Source organism: Xenorhabdus sp. NBAII XenSa04 (assembly GCF_963866145.1).
GTDB lineage: Bacteria > Pseudomonadota > Gammaproteobacteria > Enterobacterales > Enterobacteriaceae > Xenorhabdus > Xenorhabdus indica.
Genome location: NZ_CAWMEB010000390.1, coordinates 1 through 13275 on the forward strand (window position 1 = coordinate 1; position 13275 = coordinate 13275).

Sequence of the window (13275 nt, forward strand, 5' to 3'; positions counted from 1 at the left end):
CAGGTTGAATACGTGACCGACTCTTGTCTTTTTATTACCTTCGCTTTGTTCCAGATATCGTGGTTACAAACATAGCACTAACAGGTTTCTGAAGAGCCATTCACTTGCCGTCTAAATACAATTCGAAGCCTGTCGGGTATACCCCAAAATCGCAAGAATGCTGTTTTCTCACGTCTTACCGAAAAATGGCGAGCAACATAGTTAGCGGCTAATTCCAGTGACAAACACATCACAAAATAAACTAACGCAACAAATAAAAAGACTTCCATCGGATAAACCATACTACGGTTATTAACCTGTGTCGCCAAAAATGACAGTTCTGCTACGCCGACAATATAGGCCAATGAAGTGTCTTTGATTAACGCAATCCATTGGTTTATGAACGAAGGCACCATCATACGCAATGCCTGTGGCAGAACGATATGCCACAATACTTCCCAACGATTGAAACCCAGAGACAGTCCTGCACGCCATTGACCTTCACCAATCGCCAGAATGCCCGCTTTGACACCATGGGCCAGATAAGCAGACGTGATCAATGCCAGTGCACAAACTACAGTGGTGATTTCAGGTATTTCCATACCCAAAACCACTGGCAACAAGAAATAAGTCCAGAAAATCAGCATAATAACCGGAATAGCACGAAAGAATCCCAGTACCGCTGCCAGCAAATTTACCCAAAAACCCCGCAACATCGCCAATGCGATTCCTGCCACTGTCCCTAAGGCAATCGAGATCACTCCGGCCATAATACTTATCATCAGAGTCAAAGCTGCGCCTTCCAACGGCCCGTCGGGAAAGGTTCCCAACAGCAAATAGCGCCAGTTTTCTGCTATAACAGTAAAGTCCATATCAGTACCCTCTTGCCAGTATTCTCTGCTGACGCCATTGCCCCCACCCTTCCATCACAGCAATAATGGCGATGTAGAGCACTGTCGCCACGCCAAACGCTTCAAATGTTTGCAGAGACTGTGTTTCTACCTGACGGGAAGCATAGGAAAGTTCAGCGACACCAATCGCCATTGTTAATGATGAATTCTTGACGATAGTCATGTACTGCCCCAAAAGTGGTGGCATAGCAATCTTCAATGCCTGTGGCAGTACGACATGGCGCATGGCCTGCCAACCAGTTAAACCCAATGCATGAGCAGCATATTTTTGCCCATGTCCAACACCCTGCATTCCAGCTCTTAACTCTTCTGCCACAAAAGGGGCGGAATAGAGTGTCAGGCCAATAAATCCAGCCAGAAACTCAAATGAAGGCCATTCCAGAGTAAAACCTGCAATCGCAGTCTCATGGGGAGTGTTCAGCCAGATCATGGCATCTTGAGGCAAAATCTGGCCGGAAGCGAAATACCAGAAAAACAGTTGTACCAGCAACGGGGTATTGCGGAATACCGAGGTGTACAGCGTAATCAACCAACGCAATGGCTTGATCTGGCTGTCCCGCGCTGTCGCGATGACAAAACCCAGTAAGGTGGAAGAAAAAATGGTACAGGCAGAGATCCATAATGTAATCAAGAACCCTTGCCAGAGCCATTGCAGATATTCAGGAGCCAATAAGTGCTCGTCAATAAATTGCTCAAACATATTATTCACCACATCAACAAATGGCAAAGCCCCGCACAAAGACGGGGCTGGTTTCCGATATCATTTTCCCAGACGTATGTTAGTTCGCTACCTGACTATTTAATGGAGCAAACTTAAAATTACCACGCGGCTGAGCCGATTTTGTGTCAGGGCCAAACCAACGGTTATAAATTTTCTCTGCTTCACCCTCTTTTTCCAGTTTCAACAATGTCTGGTTAACCGCTTCAACCAGCCGAGTTTCTTCTTTGGAAGCCGCTACAGCCTGATATTCACGGGTAATACTGAAAGGTGATATTTCAAAATCTGCTTTTTGCGCTTCAGGAACATTTGCCAACAAGCCCACCAGCTTTGCGTCATCCTGAGTGATCGCCTGAACATTACCATTTCTCAACGCCGCGAATGCCAGCGGAGTATCGTCATAAGAGATAACTTTCGCAGTTGGATAACGCTCACGCAACGTAATTTCCTGTACCGTTCCCTTATCCGCACCGATACGCAATTTAGCGATATCATCCGGATTAGTCAGGACACCTTTACGGGCAATGAATTTTTGCCCTGTGGCAAAATAAGGAATGGAAAAATCGACCTGTTTTGCCCGTTCATCAGTGATCGTGAAGTTAGCAGCAATTAAGTCAATTTTCTTGGAAGAGAGTAGTGGAATACGATTTGCGGGATTGGTTGGGCGCAATTGCAGTTTCACACCCAGATCACTGGCGATTGCATTGGCGATATCCACATCATAACCAGCAAGTTTTTTCGTTTTAGGATCGATAAAACCAAAAGGGGGATTACTGTCGAATACCGCAATACGAACCGTACCCGCTTTTTTTATATCATCAAGTTTGTCTGCTTTCGCTACGCCAGAAACTAATACCAGACTGGTTAGTAACGCAGTCACTGCTATCCGAGATTGATTGCGGAATTTCATTGGACACCCCTGTTGTTAATTTGTTAATAATTATTTATTGTCCAATAAAAACTATCAATTTCATCATAGTACTTGAAATAATATAAAATACTATATTTATACCATTTTGGAATAAATCTTTAAAGTGAACCCCTAACCGCACTTAAGAGAATACCCATGTTTCATCGTCATAAAAATTATTCATCTTTAGTAAGCAATTCTTCCAGTTTATCGCCCCCAACATGGCGAAAATCCTGTCCTTTGACGTAATAGAAGATAAATTCACAAATGTTCTGACAACGATCGCCGATACGTTCGATAGAGCGGGCACATAAAAGTGCGGTCATGATGCTTGGAATAGTACGTGGATCTTCCATCATGTAAGTCATTAACTGGCGCACAATACCTTCATATTCCTGATCTACTTTTTTATCTTCACGATAGATACGAATGGCTTCTTGCAAATCCATACGGGCAAAAGCATCCAATACATCATGCAGCATCCGGATGGTATGCCAGCCCAAAGATTCCAGACTGACCAATAGTGGTTGCTGTTGATGAGAAAATTTCTCCAGCGCCGTCTGACAAATTTTATTCGCAACATCACCAATACGCTCCAGCTCGGCAATGGTCTTTGAGATAACCATTATCAGGCGCAGATCACTTGCGGCGGGCTGACGTTTGGCAATGATACGAACACAGGCTTCATCTATCGCCACTTCCATCATGTTGACCTTCTGGTCGTCTTCAATGACTTGTTGGGCTAACTGTTTATCCTGATTGTGCATTGCCAGAATCGCCTTACTGAGCTGCTCTTCTACCAATCCACCCATCGCCATTAATTCAGTACGGATATGTTCCAGCTCAGCATTGAACTGACCAGAAATGTGCTTACCGAAATTCAGATTGTCCATCTTTACGCTACCTCTTATCTGCCCATATCAACCATACCGACCAGTAATATAATCTTCGGTCTGCTTCATTTTCGGTGTGGTGAACAAAATGTCAGTGTCACTGAATTCAATCAACTCACCGAGGTACATAAAAGCCGTATAATCAGAACAACGTGCCGCCTGCTGCATATTGTGTGTAACGATCACTACGGTATATTCCGATTTCAGTTCACTGATCAGTTCCTCAATACGCCCTGTAGAAATCGGGTCGAGAGCAGAGCAAGGTTCATCCAGCAACAAAACTTCCGGTCGGATAGCGATAGCACGAGCAATACACAAACGCTGTTGCTGACCTCCAGACAGGCTGTAACCACTCTGGTGTAACTTGTCTTTGGTTTCGTTCCACAATGCGGCTTTTGTCAGCGCCCAATGGACTCGCTCATCCATCTCAGCCCTTGAAAGTTTTTCAAACAAACGCACGCCAAAAGCGATATTGTCGTAAATCGACATCGGAAAGGGCGTCGGCTTTTGAAAAACCATGCCTACTTTGGCTCGTAACAAGGCAATATCCTGTTTATCGGTCAGAATATTTGTTTCATCCAGCAAGATCTCGCCTTCTGCTTTCTGTTCTCCATACAGTTCATACATTTTGTTAAAAGTACGCAGTAATGTTGATTTGCCACATCCCGATGGGCCAATGAAAGCAGTCACTTTATTCTGTGCAATATCCAACGTGATATTTTTCAGTGCATGAAATTTGCCGTAATAGAAATTCAGATTTCGTACCTGAATCTTATTTCCTGCAACATCATTGGCTTTACTCATCAACGCTTCTCTCTTCAATATCAGTTCCTCTAATATCAGAATTTTTTCTTGGCAAATAACAACCGCGCCAAGATATTAATCAACAGTACACACAAGGTAATCAGTAAAACCCCGGCCCATGCCAGTTGTTGCCAGTCAGAGAATGGACTCATAGCAAACTTGAATATGGTGACAGGCAAATTGGCAATTGGCTGACTGAGGTTAGTGCTCCAGAACTGGTTGGAAAGCGAAGTGAATAACAATGGGGCGGTTTCCCCTGCAATACGGGCAATCGCCAGTAACACACCCGTGATAATACCTGATATTGAGGCTTTCAACGTAATAGCAGAGATCATTTTCCATTTCGGTGTTCCCAGTGCATAAGCTGCTTCACGCAGGTTATCCGGCACCAGTTTCAACATGTTTTCCGTTGTGCGGATAACAATCGGGATTTGTAACAGAGCCAGTGCAATTACCCCTGCCCAACCAGAGAAATGCTGCATTTTCGTCACAACTATCGTGTAAACAAACAGCCCTACAACAATGGAAGGGGCAGAAAGCAGGATATCATTGATAAAGCGGATCACCTCAGCCAGCGGAGAACGACGTCCATACTCAGCAAGATAAATACCCGCCATAATTCCCAATGGCGTACCGCATACCGTTGCCCAGAAGATCAGGAGTCCACTGCCAACAATGGCGTTTGCCAGCCCGCCTCCTGCTGTGTTGGGTGGTGGTGTCATTTCGGTAAATAACGCCAGAGACATCCCATCAATGCCTTTAGTGATTGTGGAGATTAAAATCCAAATCAGCCAGAACAAACCGAACGCCATTGTTGCCATAGATAGAAACAGGGCGAGATGATTTTTCCGACGCCGCCAGGCTTGTAACTTATGGCGTTTATCAATTCTTACCATTTCAACGCCCCTCGTTCCTGGACAGACGCATGATCATCAATTTTGATAACGCGAGAACAATAAAAGTGATCACAAATAAAATCAGCCCCAGTTCCATCAATGCAGAGGTATGCAGACCAGATTCCGCTTCGGCAAATTCATTTGCCAATGCCGAAGTAATGCTGTTTCCGGGCATATAGAGGGAGAAACTGTCCAGTTGATAGGTATTGCCGATAATAAAAGTCACTGCCATGGTTTCTCCCAGTGCACGCCCCAGGCCCAACATCACACCGCCGATTACCCCATTTTTGGTGTAAGGCAGGACGATATGCCAAATCACTTCCCATGTTGTACAGCCAATTCCATAAGCCGATTCTTTCATCATAACGGGAGTTTGTTCAAAAACATCGCGCATCACAGAAGCAATATAGGGAATAATCATAATGGCAAGAATAATACCCGCGGCCAGAATACCGATGCCGAAAGCCGGGCCGGAAAACAGTTCTCCTACGACAGGAATACTCGACAACACATTTCCGACAGGTTGCTGGAAATAGGTGGCAAAAAGCGGGGCAAAGACAAACAGCCCCCACATGCCATAAACGATACTGGGGATTGCCGCCAATAATTCGATTGCTACACCAAGCGGCCGTTTCAGCCAGTTTGGTGCCAGCTCTGTCAAAAACAGAGCGATGCCAAAACTGACCGGAACGGCAATAATCAGAGCAATCAATGAAGTCACTAATGTGCCATAAATCGGAACTAGTGCGCCGAAAATCCCCGCAGGTGCATCCCAATCTTTATTCCATAGAAAAGCAAAACCAAACGCCTGCATACTCGGCCAGGCAGCAATAAGCAGCGAGATGATAATGCCTCCCAGTAGAAATAACGTCATCAGAGCCGCCAGCCTGACTAGCGTACTGAAAATAATATCACCGTGCTTACCAGGTGCTTTCTGTACTGTTTTATGCATGGTTTTTCTATGTATAGTCTTATGTTTGGCCATGCGCTCAATTCCCATTTGGGTTATTTCCCTTCAATAACATCGGCTAATACAACGAATGGTTAATACAAGGCATTGCCGTGCTTATCTTTTATGTCATTTTTCCAGGCTGCACGTACCTGTTCAATGACGGCTTTTGGCAACACAGCATAATCCAGCGCTTTCGCTTGCTCGCCGCCTTTTTCATAGGCCCAGTCAAAGAATTTCAGGATTTCTGTTCCATGTATGGCATTTTTCTGCTGTTTATGGATTAGGATGAATGTCGTTGACGTGATGGGCCAGGCATTTTCGCCGGGCTGATTAGTCAAATCCTGTGCAAAACTTTTGTTCCAGTCCGCCCCTTTTGCTGCCGCACTGAAATTAGTTTCGGTAGGAGCGATAACGTTTCCATCAGCGGCTACCAACTTGGTATAAGCGAGGTTATTTTGCTTCGCATAAGCATATTCAACATAACCAATGGAGCCGGGCAAACGCTGGACGAACGCAGCAATGCCATCATTTCCTTTGCCGCCCAATCCGATTGGCCATTTCACTGTAGAACCTGCCCCGACTTTTGCTTTCCAGTCACTGTTTACTTTGGACAGATAGCTAGTGAAAACAAAAGAAGTACCAGAACCATCCGCACGGCGCACCACCGCAATATTTTGATCAGGGAGTTGGAGATTCGGATTCAATTTCGCAATGATGGGATCATTCCATTTTTTGATGGTTCCCAAATAGATGTCACCGAGAGTTTTGCCATCTAACACCAATTGGCCGGATTTGATACCCGGAAGGTTCACCGCCAGTACAATGCCACCAATTACGGTCGGAAACTGGAATAAACCTTCAGAAGCCAGTTTGTCATCAGCAAGTGGGGCATCTGATGCACCAAAATCAACTGTGTTGGCAATAATCTGTTTTACACCACCAGAAGAACCAATCCCCTGATAATTGATTTTATTACCCGTTTCTTTTTGATAAGAATCAGCCCACTTGGTATATACCGGTGCCGGGAATGTCGCACCTGCTCCTGTCAAGCTGGTAGTTGCAACAAATGTAGTTGCAGCAAATGAAGACAAAGACGTCATAGCAAATACTGTTGCCATGATACCTGCCACAGTGATACGTATTGATTTCATACACCCTCCTGCTGAGATATACATCATTCATTAAAAACAATTTTCAACAACATCAACAGTCTAGTTTTAGGTAAAAATTGGTTCAGGAGGGAAAAATAAGTCAACTTAATGACAGTAAAATGTATAAATTATGACATTTTTATGACAGTCATTCATAAATTTCCGCTATTATCGTACTCACACACATATCTCATAGCCTGAATTTCATCAATTCAATGTCATGACTCGTCATCTACGGGTCTGTTAATAATACATGTAAGATGCTGGCATGGCGTGTTTTCAAACGCTGACGGGAACTGGCTCCGTGTTTAATCCTGTTTTGAATATTTTTTTCAATTAAAAATATAGTGTTCAGGAGTTATATCAAAGTAAGCGGGTTCTGTTAATGAACATTCTTCCGCTGATATGATCGATGACATAATGAAAGTGACGGTTATGTATTAAGTAGTTAGAACTCTTATTAAAAATAGTTTTCACGCTCAGTGAAAGTACCAATCACTTTATCGTGTATTTCCTCCGATTTAGAATACCCTATCGTATTCGTTTCAAACGGGGTTCCCAAGCATACCAAAGCCAGCGTTGATTTTTCCTGTTCCACACAAACGGCCATGGCGCATCTATACCTGCATGACTTTTCCCTATTGCCATATTTATAGAAATTTTTACAAGAAAACGCCATTAATTAGTAATGTAAATTATATTGATAATCATTTCTATTTAAAATATTGTAATGGCGTTTTCCTTCTCAGGATCTCATACCTCTCCCTGATGAACATTTTGTCAACAAATTGGATTTTCGGCGCCGCCTGTAAGCAGCATAAATTAATTGTTATTAAATATTTTTATAAGGCAAATCAGACGGTGTTTGATTATGTTTAAAATAAGAAGAAAAAAACTTGTGGTGAAAATCATCACCAGACGCACAGAGTTTGGGTTTCAGGCGGCACTGTTTTCAACACCTAGGTTATCTGACGGGGCATATGCAGCTAGCGATGGGGAAGAGAACATGAGGGATGCAGCCGTGGAGCTGAAAAGCGTAACGCTACCAATGAAAGGGATTGTAGCGAAAGATCACGTATCAGTCACCAAAACAGCGATTCTACTTGTCAAAATACAGCAGATAATCTCTATGGTTACTCGTGACCAGATGGATCACCAAAGAACGACTTTCGTATCCAACGCACTAAATTACACCAAAAGTGCCTTCACCCATTATCCAGGTTCATCTAACCGCAACGATGAAGTCGTAATCCGCCGCTTTTGCTACATAACACGCAATGATCTAAGAGAAAATACTTCCAACCTGAAAGGCGCATCCGTGCAGTTTAACGTCAACAACCTCACTATGTCGCCTCCTGCTGCGGAAAAGAAGCGTGTTTCTACAGCTAGGGCCACAGTATGTTCTCCACGGTCAGTTATAACTGATAACACCTGGTATCCGGCACCACTGGCGGCTCACTCTCACGTTACCGTCGGTATTTTCCCCTCCGGAAGGGGGGAAAAGCTAGCCCCTACACCAACAAGAGGAACCTGATTTTGTCTGGTATCGCCAACAATCTTCTTTCACTAACATTGCAAGAGGATGATTTTATCTTTCTGTCGCCCCACAAAAGCCTGCTCGCCCGGGGATGCCTCGCCACCTTGACACATCCCGCCGCATCCGGACATCACGTCGAGGGCGAGTTCCAGCAGAAGGTACAACAGTTGCTTCGTCAAACTCAACAGACCGGAGTAGAAAATCCCATTGTCGTGGGGGCTATTCCGTTTGATAAGCGCCAACCCTGTTCACTGTTTATTCCACAGACCTGCTACTGGTTCGATCGTTACGCCTTTAACCTCTCCGACTCTCCGGTGCAGGTGGAGGGCCAAGCTCACTACATTCCAAATCATGATGCATTTTGCGCCATGGTGGAGAACGCCCTGAATCCGCTACGTATCGGTGCACTGAATAAAGTGGTGCTGTCGCGTCTGCTACAGATTGAAAGCATCCCCCCGCTTAGCGCTCTAAGCCTATGGCTGCAACTCAACAAACAGAATCCGGAGAGCTACAACTTTCACTTACCGCTGGCGGATGGCATTCTGATTGGCGCCAGCCCTGAACTACTGCTACGTAAGGAGGGCAAGATCCTGCGCTCCTGTCCTCTTGCCGGCTCAGCACGGCGAGGCGACGATGACGCCAGTGACAGAAATGCCAGGGAAAAGCTGTTGGCCTCCGGAAAGGATCTCCACGAGCATCTGGTGGTCACGGAGGCTATCCGTCGCCAGTTGACAGATCTCTGTTGGTCTCTGACGATCCCAGAACCCTCGCTGCTCAGCACGCCTACGCTCTGGCATCTCGCTACTGAGATTCAGGGTATAGTGAACAATGATCGCGATAACGCGCTGTCTCTTGCCTGCCTACTTCATCCCACGCCCGCATTATGCGGCGCTCCTTATACCTTATCCCGCAGCCTGATCGGCGAGCTGGAGCCATTCGACCGCGGCTGGTTTGGCGGTATTGTCGGCTGGTGTGACGCCCGCGGAGACGGGGAATGGGTTGTGGCGATCCGCTGCGGCAAAGTTCAGCCTCATCAGATTGAGCTATTCGCCGGCGCCGGCATCGTTCCGGACTCTGTTCCGGAAAACGAATGGCTGGAAACCTGCACCAAATTTAACACCATGCTGAGTGCACTTGGTTTTGCAACGCAACAGGAGCAGACATTATGATTGAATTCAACCGCTGGCCTCAGGATCTGGCTGAACGTTATCGCCTGAAAGGGTACTGGATTGATCGCCCGTTGAGCGATATTCTCGATATTCACCGCGAGAACGATGCCGTGGCACTATTCTGCGGGGAGCGGTGCTGGAGCTATCGAGAGCTTAATGAAGCAGTAAACCGGCTCTCCGCCGCCTTGCATCGACGTGGCGTGCGTCAGAGACAAACCGCGCTGGTGCAGCTTGGCAACGAAGCTGAGTTTTATATCGTCTTTTTTGCCTTACTGCGCCTGGGTGTCACGCCGGTTAACGCGCTTTATAGCCACCAGAGCAGCGAATTAACTGCGTATGCGCTCCAGATTACGCCAGAGATACTCATTGCCGATCGCCAGCATCGCCAGTTTCATGATGATGCTCTTATTGATCTTCTGGTCGCCAAGTGCCCGAAACTGAATATAGTGGTGCTTCACCATGAGGATTCAGATTCGAACCGTTCGCTTTCACGCCTGATATCGGAAGAGCCGGGAGACTTCACGCCCACACCAACGCCTGCGGATGAGGTCGCATTTTTCCAGCTTTCCGGCGGCAGCACTGGCACCCCCAAGCTGATTCCTCGCACCCACAACGACTACTATTACAGTATCCGCGCCAGCAATCCGATCTGCGACATCAGCAGTAAAACCCGGTATCTCTGCGCACTGCCAGCCGCACACAACTATCCTATGAGTTCACCGGGCGCGCTGGGCGTATTTTATGCAGGTGGTCAGGTCATTCTCGTCCCCGATCCAAGCCCGGACGGATGTTTTCCGGTCATAGCCCGTCATCAGATCAATATTACCGCTCTGGTGCCACCTGCGGTCAGCATCTGGCTGGAATATGCCAATATCAGAGGTCACGTTAACGAACTCTCCAGTCTGAAAGTGATGCAGGTCGGTGGTGCTCCTTTGGGAGAAACGCTGGCCAGACGCATTCCAGAGGAGCTGGGCTGCCAGCTCCAACAGGTATTTGGTATGGCAGAAGGTCTGGTGAACTACACCCGACTAGACGATGACGACGCGCATACCTTCACAACTCAGGGCTGCCCCATCAGTGAGGATGATGAGGTATGGGTCGCAAACCGAGAAGGTCTCCCGGTGCCACACGGAGAGCCTGGATTGCTGATGACCCGAGGCCCATACACCTTTCGAGGCTATTACCGAAGCCCAGAACATAACCAGATGGTGTTCGACAGTAACGGGTTTTATTGTTCTGGCGACGTAGTCATTCAGCTTCCCGACGGATATCTGAAAGTAGTTGGACGTGAGAAGGATCAAATAAATCGTGGTGGCGAAAAAATTGCCGCTGAAGAGGTTGAGCACCTGTTGCTGCGCCACCCAACGGTGGTGCACGCCGCATTGGTCGCTATTCCTGACTGTCTAATGGGCGAGAAAACCTGCGCCTATGTGGTAACGCGCGAACGCGAATCCGTGAAACCAGCCGTGCTACGCCGCTGGCTACGCGAGCAGGGTATAGCCGACTATAAGATCCCTGATCGTTTTGAAAGTCTACCTGAGCTGCCGCTCACTCCAGTAGGAAAAATCAACAAACAGGCGTTACGTGCACTTGCCAGCGCCACCTTAGAAAATTGAGGAAAAACGCCATGAGCATTCCTAAACTTCAGGACTATACCCTGCCCGATGAAACTGCCTTACCTGCCAATAAAGTCAAGTGGAGGTTGGAGCCGCAACGCGCCGCTCTGCTGATTCACGATATGCAGGAATATTTCCTCAACTTCTGGGGAGAGGAGAGCAAGATGATTCAGCAGGTTATCGACAACATAGTTACTCTGCGCGCACGTTGCCATGAGCTCGGCATCCCCGTGTTTTACACAGCCCAGTCGAACCAACAAAACGACGTCGATCGAGCACTACTGAATGATATGTGGGGACCTGGCCTAAGCCGCTATCCAGAACAACAAAAAATCGCGGCAGCACTGTCCCCCGAACTGGAGGACACTGTATTGGTGAAGTGGCGCTACAGCGCGTTTCAGCGTTCTGACTTGGAAAATCATCTGCAAGAACGCCAGCGTGACCAGCTTATGATCTGCGGCGTGTACGCCCATATCGGCTGCCTAACCACTGCCACTGATGCCTTTATGCGCGATATACAGGCTTTTATGATTAGCGATGCGCTGGCAGACTTCAGCCGGGAGGAGCATATGATGGCGCTCCGCTATACTGCGGGCCGCTCCGGACGGGTATTGAGTACCTCTATGGCGCTGTCGGCACTCGCCCCGCCCGCAACAGAAAATAGATGGGATCGCGAACGTCTGCTTGCCATACTGCAACCCGCACTGGACGAAGATGCACACGACATTGATGATGACGAAAACCTGCTTGATTACGGCTTAGACTCGCTACGTACAATGTCTTTCGTCTCAAAGTGCCGCCATGAAGGGTACGAAATTGATTTTATCACGCTGATGAAACAACCAACGTTACGAAACTGGCTCGCACTGCTGAACAACGATCTGGAAGAGAAATGAACGAATTCAAGGGAAAAACCGTCTGGGTGACGGGAGCAGGGAGCGGTATCGGCTCCCGAACAGCCGTCCGTTTTCACGAGGCAGGAGCCAGGGTTTTTGGATTCGATCTAAAGTTTCCTGATTCAATGCCGTTCGAGACGCTCATTCTGGATGTCAGCGATGCTCATGCGGTGCAAAAAACCTGCCCTCCATTGCTGAAAGCAAATGGGCTGGATGTGCTGGTTAACGGTGCGGGAATTCTGCGCCTCGGCTCCGCAGAAACGTTAAGCCGTGAAGACTGGGAAAGCTCAATCAACGTTAATGCAGGCTCAGCATTCAATCTGTTTAAAATCCTCATTCCACACTTCCAGCATCAGCGCAGCGGCAATATCGTCTCGATAGCCTCCAATGCAGCCCACGTGCCACGCGTTAATATGGCAGTTTACTGCGCTTCTAAGGCTGCGATGCGTAGCTTGTGCCTGAGTGTGGGGCTGGAACTGGCACCTTTTGGGGTACGATGTAACATTGTTTCACCCGGTTCCACATTGACTCCAATGCTGGAGGGAATGCTTAACGATGATATGGCACATCAACGTCTGATTAATGGTCTTACCGAACAATTTAAGCTCGGCATTCCACTCGGAAAAATTGCCCAGCCCGACGAAATAGCCAACGTCATTTTGTTTTTGGCCTCCGACAAAGCAAGCCACATAACATTACAGGATATTGTCATTGATGGAGGCGCTACGCTCGGTGCCTGATAAACCGAATGTTTAAAACTGTTTACCTGTATGCCACTATAAAAAACGGAAAGACTATAATTCCATGGAATGGGTAACTATTAAAAATTTAAACTAAACACTA

Annotated in this window: 14 protein-coding genes; 5 read left to right on the forward strand and 9 right to left on the reverse strand. The window is 47.0% G+C overall.

Features of this window, described 5'->3' with window-relative positions; all coding sequences use genetic code 11:
* Positions 1 to 77 precede the first annotated feature (77 nt).
* The 9 genes from AAC147_RS12740 to AAC147_RS12780 form a co-directional block, all read right to left on the reverse strand.
* Positions 78 to 851, reverse strand: a complete 774-nt coding sequence (locus tag AAC147_RS12740; protein WP_047681592.1) for an amino acid ABC transporter permease — start codon at positions 849 to 851, stop codon at positions 78 to 80.
* Between the two features lies 1 nt (position 852).
* Complete coding sequence (locus AAC147_RS12745; RefSeq protein WP_047681594.1) at positions 853 to 1590, reverse strand: amino acid ABC transporter permease; 738 nt, start codon at positions 1588 to 1590, stop codon at positions 853 to 855.
* A 79-nt stretch (positions 1591 to 1669) separates the two neighbouring features.
* The gene (locus AAC147_RS12750) at positions 1670 to 2518 is read right to left on the reverse strand and encodes an ABC transporter substrate-binding protein (RefSeq protein ID WP_047681597.1); all 849 of its coding nucleotides are present in this window, start codon (positions 2516 to 2518) and stop codon (positions 1670 to 1672) included.
* Between the two features lie 176 nt (positions 2519 to 2694).
* Complete coding sequence (gene phoU / locus AAC147_RS12755) at positions 2695 to 3411, reverse strand: phosphate signaling complex protein PhoU (RefSeq protein WP_047681600.1); 717 nt, start codon at positions 3409 to 3411, stop codon at positions 2695 to 2697.
* 27 nt (positions 3412 to 3438) lie between these two features.
* A complete protein-coding gene (gene pstB / locus AAC147_RS12760; protein WP_047681602.1) occupies positions 3439 to 4215 on the reverse strand; it encodes a phosphate ABC transporter ATP-binding protein PstB in 777 nt (258 codons plus the stop codon).
* A gap of 35 nt (positions 4216 to 4250) precedes the next feature.
* Positions 4251 to 5111, reverse strand: coding sequence for a phosphate ABC transporter permease PstA (gene pstA / locus AAC147_RS12765; protein ID WP_047681605.1), 861 nt, complete (start codon positions 5109 to 5111; stop codon positions 4251 to 4253).
* 1 nt (position 5112) lies between these two features.
* Entirely contained in the window at positions 5113 to 6063 is a 951-nt protein-coding gene (gene pstC, locus AAC147_RS12770; protein ID WP_047681648.1) for a phosphate ABC transporter permease PstC, read from the reverse strand.
* A gap of 92 nt (positions 6064 to 6155) precedes the next feature.
* Complete coding sequence (gene pstS, locus AAC147_RS12775) at positions 6156 to 7214, reverse strand: phosphate ABC transporter substrate-binding protein PstS (RefSeq protein ID WP_047681608.1); 1059 nt, start codon at positions 7212 to 7214, stop codon at positions 6156 to 6158.
* Positions 7215 to 7674: 460 nt separating this feature from the next.
* Entirely contained in the window at positions 7675 to 7824 is a 150-nt protein-coding gene (locus AAC147_RS12780; protein ID WP_187650233.1) for an IS1 family transposase, read from the reverse strand.
* A gap of 261 nt (positions 7825 to 8085) precedes the next feature.
* Between AAC147_RS12780 and AAC147_RS12785 the strand changes: the two genes are divergently transcribed.
* From AAC147_RS12785 to dhbA, 5 genes are read left to right on the forward strand one after another with little or no spacing between them, the layout of a single operon-like run.
* Positions 8086 to 8748, forward strand: a complete 663-nt coding sequence (locus tag AAC147_RS12785) for a hypothetical protein (RefSeq protein WP_047681610.1) — start codon at positions 8086 to 8088, stop codon at positions 8746 to 8748.
* A gap of 2 nt (positions 8749 to 8750) precedes the next feature.
* Complete coding sequence (locus tag AAC147_RS12790) at positions 8751 to 9920, forward strand: isochorismate synthase (protein ID WP_231571410.1); 1170 nt, start codon at positions 8751 to 8753, stop codon at positions 9918 to 9920.
* On the forward strand, positions 9914 to 11536 hold the full coding sequence (locus AAC147_RS12795) for a (2,3-dihydroxybenzoyl)adenylate synthase (protein ID WP_047681615.1): 1623 nt from the start codon (positions 9914 to 9916) through the stop codon (positions 11534 to 11536). Before AAC147_RS12790 ends, AAC147_RS12795 begins: the two co-directional genes overlap by 7 nt.
* A gap of 11 nt (positions 11537 to 11547) precedes the next feature.
* The gene (locus AAC147_RS12800) at positions 11548 to 12432 is read left to right on the forward strand and encodes an isochorismatase family protein (RefSeq protein ID WP_047681618.1); all 885 of its coding nucleotides are present in this window, start codon (positions 11548 to 11550) and stop codon (positions 12430 to 12432) included.
* On the forward strand, positions 12429 to 13172 hold the full coding sequence (gene dhbA, locus AAC147_RS12805) for a 2,3-dihydro-2,3-dihydroxybenzoate dehydrogenase (RefSeq protein ID WP_047681621.1): 744 nt from the start codon (positions 12429 to 12431) through the stop codon (positions 13170 to 13172). Before AAC147_RS12800 ends, dhbA begins: the two co-directional genes overlap by 4 nt.
* The last annotated feature ends 103 nt before the right edge of the window (positions 13173 to 13275 follow it).